Consider the following 18,502-nt stretch of genomic DNA (forward strand, 5'->3'; position numbering starts at 1 on the left):
AATTATATTAGTCAATAAAAGCTTTAAATAAAACGTTTTTGAATAAGTTTAATTGTAAAACTTCAAAAAATATTTTATCCTAAATATAGCAATAAATTTTTCGGAATTATCTTTTAAAGAAAAATTTGATCACAAACAGAAGGGCAATAAAAATCAGGAACACGATTAATACTTTGTAATTTCCTTTATAGAAAATTCGGTGTAATGCGAGATCTTTTCGATAAGCAAATATCATTACGATTACAAATGCAATAAAAAAACAGAGTGCGAATATTAATTGTCCTTGACTAAACATAGTTGAAAATTATTTTTGACAAATTTAGAGAATTGTATATGAATAGTTGCTAATTTGGCATTTCATTTAAGTAAATAAAATCATGAAGAAACAACTTGACGCAGTTACCGAATTTCATACTGCTTTTAAAATAGGTCACAGTCAAACGCCAATTGCTGATTTGGGTGAAACAAAAAAAATCCTTCGTTACAATTTGATGAAGGAAGAAAATGAAGAATATCTTGAAGCAGTTCAGAATAATGATTTGGTTGAAATTGCTGATGCTCTTGGAGATATGATGTATATTTTATGCGGCACCATTATCGAACATGGTTTACAGGATAAAATTGAAGCTGTTTTTGATGAAATCCAGCGTAGTAATATGAGTAAACTTGGCGAAGACGGACAGCCAATTTATAGAGAAGACGGAAAAGTAATGAAAGGGCCTAATTATTTTAAACCTGATTTTTCGAAACTTTTATAGAGAAAATTAACCGCAAAGCGCGCTAAGATTTATTTTTTCTTTACGCATAGAAAATACAAAGTTCGCAAAGCTAGATCAACACAAAGCTTTGCGAACTTTGCGTTTAATCTTGCGCACTTTGCGGTAAAATTAGCTTTGAATTTTATGATATAAATAGAAAACCCGATAACTGTGAAGCTATCGGGTTTGTTTTTATATCAATCTTTTGATTATTGAACTTTAACCGTCCATCCAAAAGTATCTTCAGAAAGTTTGTTTTGAAGACTTGTTAGTTTTTCTTTTAAAAGAGAAGCATATGAATTTTCAACAGGAGTCATTTCATAATAAACATCCTGATAAGAGAAACCTTTGATAACACTGATTACTGCAGCAGTTCCTGCTCCAAAGATTTCTTTCAAAGATCCGTTTTTGGCAGCTTCCACTAATTCTGAAACAATAACAGGACGAACTTCTACATTAAGACCTTCTTTTTCTGCCATAGCAATCAAACTTTTTCTGGTAATACCATCCAAAATTCTTTCGCTTGTTGGAGCAGTTAGTAAAGTATCATTAATTCTAAAGAAAACGTTCATTGTTCCTGCTTCCTCTAGTTTTGTATGTGTTGCATCATCTGTCCAGATTACTTGTTGGAAACCGTCTTTATTTGCCAGGTTGGTTGGGTAAAACTGCGCAGCGTAGTTTCCTGCAGCTTTTGCAGCTCCAATTCCACCATTTGCAGCTCTACTATAATGTTCAGCAATAATTACTTTTACTTCGCCGGCATAATACGATTGTGCAGGAGAAAGTAAAATCATGAATTTATATTCATCAGAAGGATTAGCTACAACGCCAGCTCCGGTAGCAATCATAAAAGGACGGATATACATACTGCTTCCGTTTCCTTTTTGAACCCATTCCTGATCGATTTTTAATAATTCATTCAAACCATCCATAAAAATAGATTCCGGAACTTCCGGCATCGCCATACGAACTGCAGAATTATTAAAACGCTTGAAGTTTTCATCAGGTCTAAACAACCAAACATCGTTATTGTCATCTTTGTAAGCTTTCATTCCTTCAAAAATAGCTTGTCCATAATGAAAGACTTTTGAAGAAGGATCCATTAAAATTGGAGCATAAGGCTTAATGACAGGATTTTGCCACTCTCCATTTTTAAAATCACATTCGAATAAATGGTCTGTAAAAACAGCACCAAAGCTTAGGTTTTGAAAGTCTACTCCGCTTATTTTTGACGAAGTTGCTTTTCTGATTTCAATTTTGCTTGTTTGAGTTGTACTCATAATTATGTAAAGTTTTTATGTAATTTTCATTGTAAAAGAAAGAATCTAAAACAATGATTTGGTGTGAAATAGAATTAACTGAATGCAAAATTAAGTAAAAATATATAAATTCCTTGGTAAAACTGCATTAATTATGGCGTTTAACTGAGATTTATTTATCTTATAATAAAGTGAAAAAATTAAGAGAGTTTTATAAAGAATTTATGAAAAAACAGCCGTTTTTTAAGGCTTTACGCATTTGTTTTGACTAAATTTGGCTGTTAAAAAAGACCAAAACCCAGTAAATACCCATTATAAAGTTCTAAAAAGTGAAAAGAGAAATAATTAAAACGCTAGATGGCTCAACGACAATTCATTTGAAGGATTGGGATGAGTGTTACCATTCTAAACACGGTGCAATTCAGGAAGCAAAACATGTATTTATAAAAAACGGACTTTCATTATTTGAAAATAATCCGGTAAGTATTCTGGAAATTGGTTTTGGAACGGGTTTGAATGCTTTTATCACTTTTTTAGAATCAATTCAAAAAAATCAAATCATTGATTATGTTGGAGTAGAGGCATATCCTGTTGAGGCAGATGAGGTTCTAGGGATGAATTATGTTACTGAACTGGATGCATTGGAATTTGAGAACATTTTTGAGAAAATGCATAAATGTGATTGGGATAAAAAAAATGAAATTTGCAGCTCTTTCTCGTTAACCAAAAGGAAACAATTTTTTCATGAAATAGACGATTTTGAAACTTTTGATTTGATTTACTTTGACGCCTTTGGATACAGGGTGCAGCCGGAGTTGTGGAGTACTGAAATTTTCAGGAAAATGTACAACAGTTTAAAACCAAATGGAGTTTTGGTAACCTACGCTGCCCGCGGAGTTGTTAAAAGAAGTATGATCGAAGTTGGATTTACTGTCGAGAAATTAGCAGGACCTCCAGGAAAACGAGAGATGTTTCGAGCCTTTAAAAAGGTTTAAATGAATTGTTTAGAACCATTCTATATTGATTTATACATATTAAGAAAACGTATTCGTTGCTAAAGTTTTTAAAATAATAAGTTAAAATGAATGCATATGAATGATATTTGATTAAATTTGTGCGAGTTTAGAAATATAGATAACCCCCGAAAATCTTATTTTATTATGTCAAAAATGATGTTTGATTACACGAAATCAATACTTGAGAGAGTAAGTTTCGATCCGATACTTTTCTGTAAAGAACTAGAAAAAGCTATCAAAACGCTGTTACCATACGAAATGGAGCAATTGCAGGAATGGTTGATGAATTTTATTATCGAAAAACCAGAACTAAAACAAAGTTTACTACTAATCAAAGTATAAAAAAAAGGAGCCAAATTGGCTCCTTTTTTTATGTCTATTTCTTTTGTAGCGGACTCACAATTTGAACGTTCTGGAAAACAATTGCTCCTTTTACAACTCCGGCAATTGTAGATCTTAGCGCGTCGATGATTTGCATTTTTAATTCGCTCTTTGGGTAAATTAAACTTACCTCACGAGCAGGTTTTGGTTCCTTAAAATTTCGTAGTTTCAGCTTATCGGAATCTTTTAAGTCTAAGGTGTGCAAGTACGGAAGTAACGTTGTGCCCAAACCTTCGTCGGCTAATTTTATAAGGGTTTCAAAGCTTCCGCTTTGTATCTGAAAATTATTCTGGTCGATATCAGTACCATTTTTGCATAGATTTAAAATTCCGTCTCTAAAACAATGTCCGTCCTGCAAAAGCAAAATTTCATTGATGTTTAAATCTGCAATTTCAATTTCCTCTTTCTGAAAACTGGCGTGATGTTCCGGAATATAAGCTACAAAAGGTTCGAAGTACAAAACAATCTCTTTTATTTTTTCATCCTCAAGCGGAGTGGCTGCAATGGCAGCATCGAGATGGCCGTTTTTTAATTTTACAATGATTTCATCAGTATTTAGCTCTTCGATTAAGAGTTTTACTTTTGGGTATTTTTTGATGAAGTTGTTTAAAAACATAGGTAAAAGCGTTGGCATGATCGTAGGTATAATTCCTAAACGAAATTCCCCTCCAATAAAACCTTTTTGCTGTTCTACGATATCTTTGATTCTATCTGCTTCATTTACAATGTTTTTAGCCTGATTTACAATTTTTTGGCCAATATCTGTAAGTTGAATAGGCTTTTTACTTCTGTCAAAAATTAAAATATTAAGCTCTTCTTCAATCTTCTGAATCTGCATGCTTAATGTAGGTTGTGTAACAAAACATTTTTCGGCAGCAAGTGTAAAATTTTTGTGTTCGGCAACAGCTAACACATATTGTAATTGAGTAATCGTCATTTTGATAGTATTTTGTGATGCAAAAATAAGAAAATATAATTTTTTTTTATACTATTTTTAAAGAACTTATATTAAATTTGTAGTAAACTTATTATAAAACGAAAAACTATGAAAACAAATATTTTAGGATTACCTGTAAAAGAGTCAGAATTGTTAGTAAAGGAATTAAATATTCTGTTGTCAAATTTTCAGGTATATTATCAAAACTTAAGAGGAATACACTGGAATATTCGTGGTAAACGTTTCTTTGATTTACATGTTAAGTTTGAAGAATTGTATACAGATGCTCAATTAAAAATTGATATGATTGCAGAAAGAGTGCTAACAATCGGAGGAACTCCATTACATACATTCGAGGATTATATTAAAAATAACAAACTTGCAGTTGGAAAAAATATCTCAAATGATGAAAAAGCAGTTCATTTAATTATAAATTCTTTATCTGATTTATTAAAAATCGAAAGAGAAATTTTGAATCAGTCGGATGAAATTAATGACGAGGGGACAAATTCTCTGATGAGTGACTTCATTGCAGAGCAGGAAAAAACAATCTGGATGATGAGAGCATGGTTAGAAGAAGAATTGTAAATCCTTGTTTATAAAATAATTAAAAGCAGAATTGTCTCATTTGATAATTCTGCTTTTTTGTTATTGTTAAATTTGTATAAAAATTTTGCTCTCAGGCTTTGATTTTATTTGTTTAACACTATTTTTGCTTCGATGAAAATATTAGCCCGCATATTATTATTCATATTTATCGCCTTCTTATCGACCCCAACAATTGTTCAGGCGATAAAGAAAGGGACTAATACGGCTATATCTTTCAATTGTGCAGAAGAGGAAGTTCATAAAGAACTTAAATCTGTTGTGCATCCTACAATATTAGAACATGAGGTATTATTGCCTGTTTATATTCAAAAGAAAACGATTGTTTCTGAAAACATCGTAAAATTAGATAATATCTCTCCGAGCATATTTGCTCCACCTCCCAACTTGGTATAATACTTCCGATTATTTTGAACTACACCGCATTTTTGGTTAAATGTGGTAAATCTTTAATGAATAATTTTTTTAGTATTGTATTATTATGACAAAAAAAATCAATCTTTTTGCCAACCTTAAATCTGATTTTGCTTCAGGTTTAGTGGTTTTTTTGGTGGCTCTTCCATTGTGTTTAGGTATAGCAATGGCTTCGGGAGCGCCTTTGTTTTCGGGTATTATCTCGGGTGTTATTGGTGGTATCATAGTTGGTTATTTAAGCCAGTCACACATTAGTGTTTCGGGTCCAGCCGCTGGATTAACAGCTATTGTTTTAACCGCTATTACTGATTTTGGTGCTTTCGATGTGTTTTTAATGTCTGTTTTTATTGCGGGACTAATTCAGTTAGCATTAGGGTTTTTAAAAGCCGGAAGTATCTCCAATTATTTTCCAACCAATGTTATTGAGGGAATGTTAGCGGGTATCGGGATCATTATTATATTAAAACAATTGCCTCATGCTTTTGGTTATGATGCCGATTTTGAAGGTGATCAGGCTTTTATTCAAAATGACGGAAGCAACTCATTTTCATTTTTATTCGATGTTTTAAATCATATACATTTAGGAGCAGTAGTGGTTTCGCTGGTTTCACTGGTTATATTGATCTCATGGGATAAAGTATCTTTTTTAAAGAAATTAAAATTAATTCCGGGAGCGCTTGTTGCTGTTCTTATAGGTATAGCTTTAAATGAATTTTTTATAGCTACAGGAAGCTCATTGGCGATTGCAAAAGAACATTTGGTTTCATTGCCAGTTCCAAAGTCTTTTGATGAATTTAAATCTATTCTAATTACACCAAATTTTGCTGCGGTTACAAATCCTCAAGTTTGGGTAGTTGCTATTACAATTGCCATTGTAGCTTCTATAGAAACATTATTATGTATTGAAGCAGCGGACAGAATGGATGTTCAAAAGCGTTATACCAATACTAATGTTGAGCTTAGAGCGCAAGGTATAGGTAATATTATGAGTTCACTTTTAGGAGGTTTACCAATGACATCAGTTGTAGTAAGATCGTCTGCTAATAATAATGCAGGTGCAAAATCTAAAATGTCATCTATAATTCATGGTGTGCTTTTACTGATAAGTGTTTTGTCTATTCCGGCAATTTTAAATAAAATTCCGTTGGCAACTTTGGCAACTGTATTAATTTTAGTGGGATACAAATTGGCCAAACCGGCAACATTCAAACATTTCTGGGAAAAAGGAAAATACCAATTTATACCTTTTGTTGCCACTTTAGTATTTGTTGTAGCAACAGATTTACTTAAAGGTGTTGCTTTAGGAATTATCATCAGTGTGATTTTTGTATTAAGAGGAAACTTAAAAAGAGCTTACAGTTTCAAAAAAGAAGAATACGAAGATGGAGATGTTATTCATATCGACTTGGCTCAGGAAGTTTCATTCCTGAATAAAGCAGCTATTAAATTGACGTTGAATGAAATTCCGGAAAATTCTAAAGTAATCATCAATGCGCACGATACAGAGTATATTGCCCATGATGTTTTAGACCTGATTCGTGAGTTTAAGGAAACAAGAGCAATTGATGAAAATATCAAAGTAAAACTAAAAGGATTTAAAGAAGCTTACGAGCTCGAAAATTCTCCGGATCTTAATAATCACGTTTCGATAGAGCATTATTATGATGTTGCAAAGAGAGCATTGGTTAAAAAAGAAACGATAAAAGAAGATTTTTAAACAAATTAAATTAATTAAGGTATTTCTTCATTGTGAGAAATATGAAAAATTAGATAACTTTACATTAGTTATTTTAATATGTTTAAACATGTAGAAATACCATTCAAAAAAACAAAAAAACAATGAGAAAGTTCTATGAGCAGTTATTAGAAAATAATAAAGAATGGGTTGAAAAATCATTAGCATTAGACCCTAATTTTTTTGCAGACCTGGCAAAAGGACAAACTCCGCCATTATTATGGATTGGATGTTCTGACAGCCGTGTTCCTGCAAATGAGATTATTGGGGCAAAACCGGGAGAAGTTTTTGTACATCGTAATATTGCTAATATGGTAGTGCACTCTGATATGAATATGTTGAGTGTTCTTGATTACGCAGTAAATGTTCTTAAAGTAAAACACGTTATTGTGTGCGGACATTACGGTTGTGGTGGTGTAAAAGCAGCGATGGGAAATATGTCTGTTGGAATTATCGATAACTGGATTCGTCACATTAAAGATGAATACCGTTTGCATGACAAATACCTAAATTCGATTGAAGATGAGACAGAACGTTTTAATGCTTTTGTTGAAATCAATGCTAAAGAACAAGTATACAACTTAGCCAAGACATCAATAGTGCAAGGCGCCTGGAAAAATGGTCAGGATTTAATGCTTCACGGATGGGTTTACGGATTAAATTCAGGTTTTGTAACCGATTTGAATGTAAATATCGCTTCGAATGATGAACTAGATGAGGTATATCAGCTAAGTAATCTATAAAAATTAAAAAATCGCCTCAAAAGGGCGATTTTTTTTATTCGTTTTCATCCAGATTTTCGTTAAAAGCAGATGGTAATAAGGTGGGAATAAACTTGATTAAAATCGGCAATAGTAAACTTCCGCCAGGAAGTAAAAATATCGTTAATGACGGAATGGTTTTGCAAATATCTAAAAGTTGTTTTTTTACTTTTTTCTTTTCTTTGGCGTCCAGATCTCTTGTTGTAGAATAAGCCAAAAGAACCATTAATTCCTTACTCTGAATAATTTCCTTCACCAGTCTGTTTTTGTTTCTTACAATCAGTTTTACAACGCTGTGCGTCATTTGATCGTAGAAATGCTTTACAGGATTAGAATAATTAAAGTACGGAATTTTCTTTTTATGGGTGGTTATAAAATCATTGGTGGTATCGATGCTTTTGGTTACAAAATCATCAGAAACTCCCATCATAGAACCTAGTGAGTATAAAAAGTAAGCTTCTTCGTTTTCTACAACACCGTCACTCCATAAAGCCATTCCGGCCATATCGATTAAATAATAATGCTCCAGTGTATTGCTGAAATAATCCAGCTGTAAGGTTTCAAGAGTATCAACCGTAACTTTTGAGAATTTCGAATATCGAATCGAAGCTTCAAAAAGTTTAATTAATAAATCGTCGTGCTGTGATTTGACAGTTTTAGTTTTTAAGGCCAGAGCCACAATGCCCAAAACAGTTTCTTCGATTCGTTTTAAATATTTTTCAGGAATCGCGCCTTTTTCCAGATATTGTCTAAACGCCAAAACATCAATAAATAAAAGCGCATTAGTTACTAAATGCGAAAAGTTTTTACTGATAATGCTGTCATTCGTCTGAACGCGCTGATCTATTATATTTTCTAAAGAAAGGGAAGGAGTATCTTTTGGAAGCAAAATTTTAAATAAATTAAATCCTTCAGGATTCATTTCATTATAAAACTTTAAAACTTCGCTAATAAAATTATTGGGTTCAAAGCTTCTTTTTTCTAAACAAAATACGCCGTACAAAGTATTTAGTAAAGCGACTTTAGAAATTTCGGTCTTAAACCAGCCTTTTATAGGAACCGGAATTCGGGAGTCAATAGTTATGATATGGCCATAAATAAAACCAGTTTCTCTGACTTTATAGTAAAACGAATCTGTAGTCTCAAAAGGAATAGCTTCTGAAAACTTTTGTTCACTAAAAAACTTGTCTATCCAACCTGGTGCTGATGGGTTAATCATTAACTTTAATTTATAGCTGCAAAGCTATATCTTTTTCTTGTGTTAGGATAAATTTTAAATGAAATAACCACTAGATTTTGTGAAAATGTAGTGGTTATTGTTTTTTTATTTGATGATTCCGGCACAAGCGACTCTTCCGCCTGCATTTCCGGTAGGCTGTGTTGTAAAATCATCTGTTCCCTGATGTACAATCAAACCTTTTCCAAGGATATCTTTGTTCGTGTCTCCACAACCAATACACCATTCGTCAGTGGTTAATGTTATAGTTCCGTTACCTTTTGCATCAGCAGTAAAGTTTCCGATATCTCCTTTGTGGTATTCAGCAACACCCCATTTTCCGTGTTTTTTAAAAGTTGGATTCCAGTGTCCTCCGGCTGAACTTCCGTCGGCAGAACTACAATCTGCTTTTTCGTGAATGTGTATTGCGTGAACTCCCGGAGTTAAACCAGTCATTTTTGCAACAAAAGTTACTTTGCCGTTTTTCTCTGTAAAAGTAGCAGTTCCTGCAACGGCACTACTGCTTTTTGGCTCTAAGGCAACAGTCAGGGTTTTGGCATCATTTGATTTTGTATTGGTCTTACAGCCAATGATTAAAGCTGTAATTATAGCGAAAGAAGCGATTATTTTTTTCATACGAAAGGCTTTTAAAATTAAAGATTAAGTAAATTTAACATAAAATTCCGACATTGATTGAAGGTGATAGTTAAAAAAATCTAAAACTATTGCGTGAAATTTAATAGTACTTTAAAAGAACCGCAAATTAATATTGCGTAATTTCGTATACCCCCGAATTTAAAATTTTAAAAAATCAGTTTTGTTATTTTTAATTTAATCTGTAAAATTATGATAAAGAATGTTTTGATTTTAGTTTTTTTAGGAATGGTATTAATTTCATGTAATGCTTCTAAAGCACAGAAAAATGATTCGATTTCTAAACTCGAAGGAACATGGGAACTTAATTATATAACCGGACCAAGAATTGCTTTTGACGGGTTGTATCCAAATAAAAAACCAACAATTACTTTTGATCTCAAAGAAAATCATGTTTCAGGAAACAGCAGCTGTAATAACTTTACAGGAAAACTGGTTGTAACCGGTAACAAAATTGATTTTACGCAGCCAATGGCTATGACCAAAATGATGTGTGTAGACGGTCAGCAAGGCGAACAGACTTTTATAAGTACTTTGCAAAAAATCACTTCCTACGATGTTACGGATGATGGCAAAACTTTAAATTTTATTGCTGGTGATATTGCGATGATGAGATTTACCAAAAAATAAAGGTTACCTTTTTTAACGCATTAGAAATACTGTTATGAAAACTAAATTGTCGATTTTATTAGTCTTATTATGCTTTTTACTTTCTCCGGTTTTTGCACAGGAAAAAACTAAAAAAGAATTAAAAGCAGAGAAAGAGCAACAGCAACAAAAAGAAATTGAAACCCTTATAAATTCCAAAAGTTTTGTTTTTGAAGCACAAAAAGTTAATCCTCAGGGAGGAAGAGTGATTATTTTGGATTATAATACATATTTCTTAAAATTCAATACAGAAAAAACAACTTCAGACTTACCTTTTTTCGGACGCGCTTTTAATGTTGCTTACGGAGGAGATGGCGGAATAAAATTTGAAGGTGTTCCCGAAAATATTAAAATTGAAAAAAAGAAGAAAAGTTATATTTTGAAGGCTACTGTAAAAGGCAAAGATGATGTATATAATCTCACCTTTTCTATCTTTTTGAATGGAGGTGCAACACTTTTTGTGAATAGTAATAATAAGGCGTCAATTTCGTATGATGGAGAAATTAAAGCTCCAAAAACTACTGAAAGTGATAAAAAATAGTGTATTAACTTATTAAAAATCAGTATATTTGATAATGCATGAATTTTTAAGAACCCATTAAATTTAATACTATGAAAAAACTAAGTCTTATTCTTATTATGGCAATTGCCTCGTTTTCATCTTATGCTCAGTCTTCGTTTAAGGAAGATGTAGATGTGTTGCAAAGTGTTTATGGCAAGTCGAAAAGTGATCTTGTAAAACAATACATGAACTTATCTGATACACAATCTGTTGCTTTTACTAAAGTTTATGATAATTATGAAACAGAACGTAAGGCGCTGGGGCAAACAAAATTTCAGTTAATCAACGATTATGCTGCTAATTATGCAACCCTGACAGATGCAAAAGCCGATGAGTTGGCAAAAGGAACTCTAAAAAATCATTTAGCTTATGAAAAATTATACTCTAAAACATATAATCAGGCCAAAAAAGCTGTTGGAGCTATAAATGCTGCGAAATTTCTTCAGTTAGAAGTGTATTTGCAAACTATAATAAGAGCTGAGATTTTAGAGTCAATTCCTTTTATCGGTGAATTGGATAAATCAAAATTACAATAGTATTCTTTATAAATAGAAAAACGGCAGTTACCTCATATAACTGCCGTTTTTTTTATTGTTTAAACTAGAATTTATTTAGCTGTTTTAACTTGATAAATTGCGTCTACCATTCCGTTGCGAGGAGTATCCAGAGGAAGTTCCCAGAACATGATTCCGCCTAATTTTTTAGATTTTGCATATTCTGCTTTAGCTTTAATAGAAGTTAGGTTATCTCCGGTTGCAAATGTTTTTTCTTTCTCATTGTACCAGTAAGCAGCTTTTGCTTTGTCATCCCAAAAATATTTCCATCCATTTGCTTCTGTATAAGTATCAGCGAAACTTTTAAAAGGAACCCCTTGAATATGTTCTCCTGACTGATATAATCCGTTGTTTATATTCTCTACATTTTTCCAGGTTCTGGTGTAGAAAGCACCACCAATAACTAATTTTTCTGAAGGAATTCCTTGTTTTAATAAAAATTCAACAGCTCTGTCTGTAGATTCCTCTTTTGGATTAGTGCTGTATAAAGGTGTATGATGTCCTGTAACGGTAGAGTAACCATTTACTAAATCGTAACTCATAATGTTGATACGGTTTACTAATGGCCCTACGGTTTTCCAGTCGATAGATTCATCTAAGAATTTCTGAAATCCTCCGGCAGCAAAACTCAATTCGTACTTTTTACCTAAAGTAGATCGTAAAATTTTGATTAATTCTGTAAAGTTTGGTTTGTCAGCAGGTTGGAAAAAATGTCCAGGCAGTCCCTCAATTGCCGGATATTCCCAATCTAAATCTAAGCCGTCTACTTTAAAATAGTCGCTCACTTCTTTTACTGATTTAGCAAAAGTCAATCTTCCTTCAGCAGTAGAAAATGCAGCAGAACAAGGCTCACAACCTCCCCAGCCACCAAGTGAAAGAATAATTTTAAGCTGCGGATTTGATGCTTTTAAAGAAACCAAATGTTTAATTGTGGTGGAATCTTTAGCGGAATCAACACTTAGTTTTCCATCTTTTAAATGGCAAAAGCTAAAGATGATCTGGTTGAGTTTGTTGACCTCATACTCATTAATTAGTTTGTCATCGCCGGTATAATACGCAATGATGTCCATCTTTTTGTTTTTTTGTGCAAAAGTATTTGTGGTACAGATGCAAAATAAAAGCAAAGCAATCAGATTAATTTGTTTCATTTTATGTTTTTTAAAGTTTTTAGAATGTTAAATATAGAGTTTTTAGAGTAAAATACTAGTTAAATAGACCAACAGTATCGACCTCATTTGTTACGATTTTTATTTAAAAAATCAATTTTATTGCGTTTAAATAGGATTTTTTTTCCTTTTTGATTAAATTTACAATACATCTCTACATAAACTATCAAAGTTGTACTTGTTATAAATAAACTTCTGAATCTGAATCTAAGATTCGGAATCTACTTTTGATAATAGTGACAAACCATTTTATATGAATAAATCTAAGCGTTCAATTGGCTTTAAAACCAATTTTACAACATCAGTTGCATTGCCAAGTTTAATTATAATCATTGCAATTTCATTGTTTTGTGTTTTCTTCTCAAAGGATACAGAACAGGCACTTAACATTGTAAAAGAAATAATATTTAAAAATTTAAGTTGGCTTTATGTATTATTAGTGACTGTTTTTGTCTTGTTTTTGATCACATTGGCAATTAGTAAATTTGGAAAAATCAAATTAGGAGCTGATGATTCTGAACCTGAATATTCTTTTTTTTCGTGGATAGCAATGTTGTTTGCTGCAGGAATGGGAATTGGGTTAATGTATTTTGGAGTAGGAGAGACCATGTCGCATTATGCAACCCCGGCCAATGCTAATTTAGCGGATAATTTAAGAGCTAAAGAAGCTCAATTGTACACCTTTTTTCACTGGGGCTTTCATGCATGGTCTATATATGGTGTAGTAGGATTGTCATTGGCCTATTTTGCATATCGTCATAATTTACCTCTTGCAATTCGAAGTGGATTTTATCCAATACTGAAAAGTAAAATTCATGGAAGATTCGGTAATATTGTGGATGTTTTTGGTTTGTGCAGTACTTTCTTCGGAATTGCGACTACACTTGGTTTTGGAGTCGTTCAGTTAAGTGCCGGATTAGTAAGTCTTGGCGTAATTGCAGAATCTAGTTTTAACTATCAAATTGTGATTGTTTTGGTAGTGATGATAATTGCTGTTCTTTCTGCCATTTCAGGTTTAGGAAAAGGAGTTAAAAAACTAAGTGAGTTAAACATCATTATGGCAGTTTTATTAATGTTGTTTATATTGATAGCAGGGCCAACAATTTATATTCTAAGTACTTTTACAGAAGGTTTAGGGCATTATATCAGTCATTTTATATCGTTAACCTTTAATACGTATGCTTACGAGAAAGGAAGTCAGGAATGGTTTTCAAAATGGACTATTTTATATTGGGCGTGGTGGATATCCTGGGCGCCTTATGTAGGTTTGTTTATTGCTAAAATTTCTAAAGGAAGAACTATTCGCGAATTTATTATAGCAGTTTTATTTATTCCGGCATTTTTTAATTTTCTGTGGATGACCGTTTTCGGAAGCAGCGCTGTGTGGATTGATGAACATGTTGCGCATGGAGCTTTGAGCGAATTTGCTAAAAATCCGGATACGCTATTGTTTAATTTCTTTACGTATTTTCCTTTTACTACGTTTTTAAATGTTCTGTCCATTCTTATTATTTGCGTATTTTTTATCACATCTGCAGATTCAGGAATTTTTATAATGAATGGTATAGCATCAAAAGGAGCTGTAACTTCTCCAAAATGGCAAAGTATATTTTGGGGCGTTCTATTGTCCCTTTTAGCATTGAGTTTGTTGCATTCGGGTGGCTTGGCTTCTCTTCAAACAATGACTTTGATTACAGCTTTGCCTTTCGGAATTATTATGGCTCTGTTATGTTATAATTTATGGAAGGCATTGGTTGTTGATAGTGAATACAGTGACAAGAAATATTCGCACGGAAGTTTAAATTGGAATAACAACAATTGGAAAGAACATTTAGAAAAGATTGTAACCGTTTCTAAAAAGAAAGATATTCATAAGTTTTTGAATGGAACTGTAAAAAAAGCTTTCGAAGAATTATTGGCAGAACTGGCTAAGAATAATATTGAAGCCACTATAAATTCTTTCTCTTCTCCACAGCAAGCTGTTGAAATAGAAATAAAATACGATCAGTTACGAAATTTCAAATATGGTGTAATGGCTCAGGTGCAAACTGTTTCAGAAACATTCATTAAAGAAGAAAACACGCCCAATGTTGATGTTGAAACAGTCTTTTTGCCAATTACTTATTTTGGTGATCATCGTATGGGTTATGATATTCAATATTTAACTAAAGACGGAATTATCTCTGACGTTCTAAGAGAATATGAGCGTTTTCTGAATCTAAGTTCTGAAGGAGATCATGATTTGATTATGAAACCTAATAGTTAATTGTAAATGCTGCGTGTATTGTAAACCATATAAGTTATATAAGATAATGTAAGTGCTGTGTTTTATGAAGTTGCGTAAATGTTAAGAAAATATAAGTAGTGTTCTTTAAATATAATATATGTGGGTTATATAATGACGTAATAAAAGATAAACAGCATTGTTTAAATGAACTTATATAACTTATATGGTAAAAAAATCACGTGGTAAAAAATCACGTGGTGAAAAAATAAAAAAAATAAACCCGCACTGTTTCGGATAAGTGCGGGTTTAAACAAATTAAAAGCTAAAAACTATTTTTATATTAGAAGCAGTATTCGTTTTCTGCAACTAATTTAGTTGTAATAACCTCTCTTAAGGCTACAACATTTGGATTGTTTGTATATTTTGTGAAACGTTTAAGTCCCATCAACATCATACGTTGTTCGTCACCTTCAGCAAAAGAAATAATTCCTTCTTTTCCTCTTGAGTTAACGATATCTACAGCTTTGTATAAGTATAATTTTGCCATAGCAATTTGCTCTTGTACTTTATCTTCGCCTTGATTTTTGGCTAATTTTTCAGTTCTAAGAATTGTACTTTCAGCCATGTAGATTTCGATTAAGATATCAGAAGCAGCCATTAATAACTGTTGGTGAGCATCTAAATCCGGTCCGTATTTTTGAACAGCACTTCCGGCAACCATCAGGAAAACTTTCTTAAGGTTAGCGATGATTCCTTTTTCTTCAGCAAATAATTCAGAGAAATCAGGAGTATCAAAAGATGGAATTCCCATTAATTCTTCAGAAACTTTCATTGCAGGTCCTAATAAATCAACGTGACCTTTCATTGCTTTTTTGATCAACATACCTACAGAAAGCATTCTGTTGATTTCGTTTGTTCCTTCGTAGATTCTAGCGATACGAGCATCTCTCCATGCACTTTCCATTGGAGTATCTTCAGAGAATCCCATTCCACCAAAAATCTGAATTCCTTCGTCAGCACAAGCCTGAACATCTTCAGAAACAGCCACTTTAAGGATAGAACATTCGATAGCATATTCTTCAACACCTTTTAATTCAGCTTCCTGATGAGAAGTTCCTTCTGCTTCACGAGCAGCGATTCTGTCTTCGATATCTTTTGCAGCACGGTAAGAAGCACTTTCTCCAGCGTATGCATTAGTTGCCATTTCAGCTAATTTAGAACGAATAGCTCCAAAAGATGAAATTGCAGTGTTAAACTGAATTCTTTCGTTTGAATATTTTACTGCATTTGTAGTCACTCTACGTTGTGCATCAAGACAGGCAGCAGCCAGTTTAATACGACCAACGTTCAAAGCATTCATAGCGATTTTGAAACCGTTTCCTCTTTCAGACAACATGTTTTCAACAGGAACTTTTGTATCGTTGAAGAAAACCTGACGAGTAGAAGAAGCACGGATTCCTAATTTATGCTCTTCTTCATTCATAGAAATTCCGTTTGACGGATCGTTTTCTACGATGAAACCTGTAATGTTTTTATCATCTCCAATACGGGCAAAAACGATGAAAACGCTACAGAAACCTGCATTCGAAATCCACATTTTTTGTCCTGTGATAGAGTAGTGTGTTCCATCTTCAGATAGAACAGCTTTCGTTTTTCCTGAGTTAGCATCAGATCCTGCACCTGGCTCAGTCAAGCAATAAGCTCCAAACCATTCTCCGGAAGCCAATTTAGGAACGTATTTTTTCTTTTGTTCTTCAGTACCATAAAGAGTAATTGGCATAGTTCCAATACCTGTATGTGCACCAAAAGCAGTTGAGAAAGATCCTGTAGCACCAGAAATATAATCGCAAACTAACATTGTAGATACGAATCCCATTCCTAATCCGCCGTATTCCTCAGGAACCGCAACTCCAAGTAGTCCAAGTTCACCCGCTTTACGCATAGATGATTCAGTATAAGCATAATCTTTTTTCTCAAAACGATCTTTATGCGCCCATAATTCTTTGTCAACGAACTCTTTTACAGAGTCACGCATCATTAACTGCTCTTCAGAGAAATCTTCTGGTGTAAAGATATCTTCGCACTTTGTTTCTTTAACTAGGAATTGACCTCCTCTTGTCTTGTCGCTCATGACTTTTATTTTTTTTTGTTTTTAGTATCTTTTTATTTATGCTTTTATCCTCAATCTTGTCATTTCGACGAAGGAGAAATCCTCGCAAGTAGCTCTACAAAGATTATCAGCTGTGTGGAAAATCGTCGTGGAGATTTCTCCTTCGTCGAAATGACAAACTGAGCGGTTACTTTGCGGAAATGCTAGTGTGATTCTTCGTTCCTCAGAATGACAAACATTGTGTATACTTTTCTACAATACCTCGTAAATCCCCGCAGAACCTTGCCCGGTCCCCACACACATAGAAACAATTCCGTATTTGTTTCCTCTGCGTTTCATCTCGTCAAATAACTGAACAGAAAGTTTAGCTCCTGTACATCCCAGAGGGTGACCTAAAGCGATTGCTCCACCGTTTACGTTTACGATATCAGGATTTAAACCTAACTCGCGAATTACAGCCAAAGACTGAGAAGCAAAAGCTTCGTTTAATTCCACCAAGTCAATATCTTTCAATTCTAAACCAGCTTGTTTCAACGCTTTCGGAATTGCTTTTACAGGACCAATCCCCATGATTCTTGGCTCAACACCAGAAGAAGCAAAGTTTACCAGTCTTGCAATTGGCTCAAGGTTTAATTCTTTTACCATATCCTCGCTCATAATCAAAACAAAAGCAGCACCATCACTCATTTGTGAAGAGTTACCCGCAGTTACACTTCCGTCAGCAGCAAAAACCGGTCTTAAACCTGCTAAAGCAGCTACAGAAGTTCCGGCACGTGGGCCTTCATCTTGTTTTACAACGTATGATTTAGTTTCTTTTTTTTCATTTTCATTGATGAAAGTTTGTTCAACAGTAATCGGAACGATTTGTTTGTCGAATTTTCCTTCAGCCTGAGCTTTCAAAGCTTTCATGTGAGAGTTGTAAGCAAACTCATCCTGATCTTCTCTCGAGATTTTGTATTGGTTTGCCACCGCTTCAGCAGTTAAACCCATTCCCCAATAGTAATCTTCGTGACCTGCAGCAGCGACTTTATAATCCGGAGTTGGTTTGTAACCTCCCATCGGAATAAAACTCATACTTTCGGCTCCACCAGCGATAATACAATCTGCCATTCCTGATTGGATTTTAGCAGTTGCCATTCCGATAGTTTCTAATCCGGAAGCGCAATAACGGTTTACAGTAACTCCGGGAACATCTTCCACTTTTAATCCCATTAATGAGATCAAACGTCCAACGTTAAGTCCTTGTTCTGCTTCCGGCATGGCATTTCCTACCATTACGTCATCGATACGTTTTTTGTCGAAATCAGGCAGTTCATCCATCATAAACTGAATAGTTTCTGCTGCTAATTCATCAGGTCTTTTAAATCTAAAAACCCCTTTTGGTGCTTTTCCTACCGCAGTACGGTAAGCTTTTACTATATATGCTGTTTTCATGTTTTTTTCTTGTTTAGATGAAAGAAGAAAGAGTCAAGAGAAAAGACTTTATCTTGCTTCTTGT

Annotated in this window: 19 protein-coding genes; 11 read left to right on the forward strand and 8 right to left on the reverse strand. The window is 33.5% G+C overall.

The window, feature by feature from the left end; all coding sequences use genetic code 11:
• Positions 1 to 106: 106 nt before the first annotated feature.
• The gene (locus ACIDC4_RS07895; RefSeq protein ID WP_065450561.1) at positions 107 to 295 is read right to left on the reverse strand and encodes a hypothetical protein; all 189 of its coding nucleotides are present in this window, start codon (positions 293 to 295) and stop codon (positions 107 to 109) included.
• A gap of 82 nt (positions 296 to 377) precedes the next feature.
• On the opposite strand from ACIDC4_RS07895, the gene ACIDC4_RS07900 reads away from it, so the two are divergent.
• Complete coding sequence (locus tag ACIDC4_RS07900; protein ID WP_055096002.1) at positions 378 to 758, forward strand: pyrophosphohydrolase domain-containing protein; 381 nt, start codon at positions 378 to 380, stop codon at positions 756 to 758.
• Between the two features lie 209 nt (positions 759 to 967).
• On the opposite strand, the gene ACIDC4_RS07905 is transcribed toward ACIDC4_RS07900, so the two are convergent.
• Positions 968 to 2,038, reverse strand: a complete 1,071-nt coding sequence (locus ACIDC4_RS07905) for a branched-chain amino acid aminotransferase (RefSeq protein WP_412042524.1) — start codon at positions 2,036 to 2,038, stop codon at positions 968 to 970.
• 308 nt (positions 2,039 to 2,346) lie between these two features.
• Between ACIDC4_RS07905 and mnmC2 the strand changes: the two genes are divergently transcribed.
• Positions 2,347 to 3,012, forward strand: a complete 666-nt coding sequence (gene mnmC2, locus ACIDC4_RS07910) for a tRNA (5-methylaminomethyl-2-thiouridine)(34)-methyltransferase MnmC2 (RefSeq protein ID WP_412042523.1) — start codon at positions 2,347 to 2,349, stop codon at positions 3,010 to 3,012.
• Positions 3,013 to 3,177: 165 nt separating this feature from the next.
• Positions 3,178 to 3,375, forward strand: a complete 198-nt coding sequence (locus ACIDC4_RS07915) for a hypothetical protein (protein ID WP_065450557.1) — start codon at positions 3,178 to 3,180, stop codon at positions 3,373 to 3,375.
• A 34-nt stretch (positions 3,376 to 3,409) separates the two neighbouring features.
• Here the strand turns inward: ACIDC4_RS07915 and ACIDC4_RS07920 are convergent, their stop codons facing one another.
• The gene (locus ACIDC4_RS07920) at positions 3,410 to 4,351 is read right to left on the reverse strand and encodes a LysR substrate-binding domain-containing protein (RefSeq protein WP_173971253.1); all 942 of its coding nucleotides are present in this window, start codon (positions 4,349 to 4,351) and stop codon (positions 3,410 to 3,412) included.
• Positions 4,352 to 4,459: 108 nt separating this feature from the next.
• On the opposite strand from ACIDC4_RS07920, the gene ACIDC4_RS07925 reads away from it, so the two are divergent.
• From ACIDC4_RS07925 to can, 4 genes are all read left to right on the forward strand, one after another.
• The gene (locus ACIDC4_RS07925) at positions 4,460 to 4,939 is read left to right on the forward strand and encodes a Dps family protein (RefSeq protein ID WP_194615758.1); all 480 of its coding nucleotides are present in this window, start codon (positions 4,460 to 4,462) and stop codon (positions 4,937 to 4,939) included.
• A gap of 132 nt (positions 4,940 to 5,071) precedes the next feature.
• Positions 5,072 to 5,353 carry a hypothetical protein gene (locus tag ACIDC4_RS07930; protein ID WP_228520392.1) on the forward strand — a complete coding sequence of 94 codons (282 nt, stop codon included), beginning with the start codon at positions 5,072 to 5,074 and terminating at the stop codon, positions 5,351 to 5,353.
• Positions 5,354 to 5,438: 85 nt separating this feature from the next.
• Positions 5,439 to 7,088 (forward strand): SulP family inorganic anion transporter, encoded by a 1,650-nt coding sequence (locus tag ACIDC4_RS07935; protein ID WP_412042522.1) that lies wholly within the window; start codon positions 5,439 to 5,441, stop codon positions 7,086 to 7,088.
• A 122-nt stretch (positions 7,089 to 7,210) separates the two neighbouring features.
• Complete coding sequence (can, locus tag ACIDC4_RS07940; RefSeq protein WP_230040057.1) at positions 7,211 to 7,849, forward strand: carbonate dehydratase; 639 nt, start codon at positions 7,211 to 7,213, stop codon at positions 7,847 to 7,849.
• Positions 7,850 to 7,883: 34 nt separating this feature from the next.
• Here the strand turns inward: can and ACIDC4_RS07945 are convergent, their stop codons facing one another.
• Positions 7,884 to 9,086 carry an LETM1-related biofilm-associated protein gene (locus ACIDC4_RS07945; RefSeq protein WP_412042521.1) on the reverse strand — a complete coding sequence of 401 codons (1,203 nt, stop codon included), beginning with the start codon at positions 9,084 to 9,086 and terminating at the stop codon, positions 7,884 to 7,886.
• A gap of 105 nt (positions 9,087 to 9,191) precedes the next feature.
• The gene (locus ACIDC4_RS07950; protein WP_412042520.1) at positions 9,192 to 9,719 is read right to left on the reverse strand and encodes a superoxide dismutase family protein; all 528 of its coding nucleotides are present in this window, start codon (positions 9,717 to 9,719) and stop codon (positions 9,192 to 9,194) included.
• A 210-nt stretch (positions 9,720 to 9,929) separates the two neighbouring features.
• Between ACIDC4_RS07950 and ACIDC4_RS07955 the strand changes: the two genes are divergently transcribed.
• The 3 genes from ACIDC4_RS07955 to ACIDC4_RS07965 all read left to right on the forward strand — a co-directional run bounded on the left by ACIDC4_RS07955 (position 9,930) and on the right by ACIDC4_RS07965 (position 11,483).
• Positions 9,930 to 10,367 (forward strand): META domain-containing protein, encoded by a 438-nt coding sequence (locus ACIDC4_RS07955; RefSeq protein WP_412042519.1) that lies wholly within the window; start codon positions 9,930 to 9,932, stop codon positions 10,365 to 10,367.
• A 34-nt stretch (positions 10,368 to 10,401) separates the two neighbouring features.
• Positions 10,402 to 10,926, forward strand: coding sequence for a DUF4251 domain-containing protein (locus ACIDC4_RS07960; RefSeq protein WP_412042518.1), 525 nt, complete (start codon positions 10,402 to 10,404; stop codon positions 10,924 to 10,926).
• Positions 10,927 to 10,997: 71 nt separating this feature from the next.
• Positions 10,998 to 11,483 carry a hypothetical protein gene (locus ACIDC4_RS07965; protein WP_412042517.1) on the forward strand — a complete coding sequence of 162 codons (486 nt, stop codon included), beginning with the start codon at positions 10,998 to 11,000 and terminating at the stop codon, positions 11,481 to 11,483.
• Positions 11,484 to 11,554: 71 nt separating this feature from the next.
• Here ACIDC4_RS07965 and ACIDC4_RS07970 read toward each other — a convergent pair whose 3' ends face one another.
• Entirely contained in the window at positions 11,555 to 12,649 is a 1,095-nt protein-coding gene (locus tag ACIDC4_RS07970; protein ID WP_412042516.1) for a glycoside hydrolase family 18 protein, read from the reverse strand.
• Between the two features lie 271 nt (positions 12,650 to 12,920).
• Between ACIDC4_RS07970 and ACIDC4_RS07975 the strand changes: the two genes are divergently transcribed.
• On the forward strand, positions 12,921 to 14,933 hold the full coding sequence (locus tag ACIDC4_RS07975; RefSeq protein WP_412042515.1) for a BCCT family transporter: 2,013 nt from the start codon (positions 12,921 to 12,923) through the stop codon (positions 14,931 to 14,933).
• Between the two features lie 301 nt (positions 14,934 to 15,234).
• On the opposite strand, the gene ACIDC4_RS07980 is transcribed toward ACIDC4_RS07975, so the two are convergent.
• The gene (locus ACIDC4_RS07980; protein WP_412042514.1) at positions 15,235 to 17,025 is read right to left on the reverse strand and encodes an acyl-CoA dehydrogenase family protein; all 1,791 of its coding nucleotides are present in this window, start codon (positions 17,023 to 17,025) and stop codon (positions 15,235 to 15,237) included.
• Positions 17,026 to 17,256: 231 nt separating this feature from the next.
• Positions 17,257 to 18,438 carry a thiolase family protein gene (locus ACIDC4_RS07985; RefSeq protein ID WP_412042513.1) on the reverse strand — a complete coding sequence of 394 codons (1,182 nt, stop codon included), beginning with the start codon at positions 18,436 to 18,438 and terminating at the stop codon, positions 17,257 to 17,259.
• Positions 18,439 to 18,502 lie beyond the last annotated feature (64 nt).

The organism is Flavobacterium sp. C3NV (assembly GCF_046825355.2).
Taxonomy (GTDB): Bacteria; Bacteroidota; Bacteroidia; order Flavobacteriales; family Flavobacteriaceae; genus Flavobacterium.

Coding starts and splice junctions, on each gene's coding strand:
- ACIDC4_RS07895 (WP_065450561.1), bottom strand. CDS start 295: ATGTTTAGTCAAGGACAATTAATATTCGCACTCTGTTTTTTTATTGCA.
- ACIDC4_RS07900 (WP_055096002.1), top strand. CDS start 378: ATGAAGAAACAACTTGACGCAGTTACCGAATTTCATACTGCTTTTAAA.
- ACIDC4_RS07905 (WP_412042524.1), bottom strand. CDS start 2,038: ATGAGTACAACTCAAACAAGCAAAATTGAAATCAGAAAAGCAACTTCG.
- ACIDC4_RS07915 (WP_065450557.1), top strand. CDS start 3,178: ATGTCAAAAATGATGTTTGATTACACGAAATCAATACTTGAGAGAGTA.
- ACIDC4_RS07920 (WP_173971253.1), bottom strand. CDS start 4,351: ATGACGATTACTCAATTACAATATGTGTTAGCTGTTGCCGAACACAAA.
- ACIDC4_RS07925 (WP_194615758.1), top strand. CDS start 4,460: ATGAAAACAAATATTTTAGGATTACCTGTAAAAGAGTCAGAATTGTTA.
- ACIDC4_RS07930 (WP_228520392.1), top strand. CDS start 5,072: ATGAAAATATTAGCCCGCATATTATTATTCATATTTATCGCCTTCTTA.
- ACIDC4_RS07935 (WP_412042522.1), top strand. CDS start 5,439: ATGACAAAAAAAATCAATCTTTTTGCCAACCTTAAATCTGATTTTGCT.
- can (WP_230040057.1), top strand. CDS start 7,211: ATGAGAAAGTTCTATGAGCAGTTATTAGAAAATAATAAAGAATGGGTT.
- ACIDC4_RS07945 (WP_412042521.1), bottom strand. CDS start 9,086: ATGATTAACCCATCAGCACCAGGTTGGATAGACAAGTTTTTTAGTGAA.
- ACIDC4_RS07950 (WP_412042520.1), bottom strand. CDS start 9,719: ATGAAAAAAATAATCGCTTCTTTCGCTATAATTACAGCTTTAATCATT.
- ACIDC4_RS07955 (WP_412042519.1), top strand. CDS start 9,930: ATGATAAAGAATGTTTTGATTTTAGTTTTTTTAGGAATGGTATTAATT.
- ACIDC4_RS07960 (WP_412042518.1), top strand. CDS start 10,402: ATGAAAACTAAATTGTCGATTTTATTAGTCTTATTATGCTTTTTACTT.
- ACIDC4_RS07965 (WP_412042517.1), top strand. CDS start 10,998: ATGAAAAAACTAAGTCTTATTCTTATTATGGCAATTGCCTCGTTTTCA.
- ACIDC4_RS07970 (WP_412042516.1), bottom strand. CDS start 12,649: ATGAAACAAATTAATCTGATTGCTTTGCTTTTATTTTGCATCTGTACC.
- ACIDC4_RS07975 (WP_412042515.1), top strand. CDS start 12,921: ATGAATAAATCTAAGCGTTCAATTGGCTTTAAAACCAATTTTACAACA.
- ACIDC4_RS07980 (WP_412042514.1), bottom strand. CDS start 17,025: ATGAGCGACAAGACAAGAGGAGGTCAATTCCTAGTTAAAGAAACAAAG.
- ACIDC4_RS07985 (WP_412042513.1), bottom strand. CDS start 18,438: ATGAAAACAGCATATATAGTAAAAGCTTACCGTACTGCGGTAGGAAAA.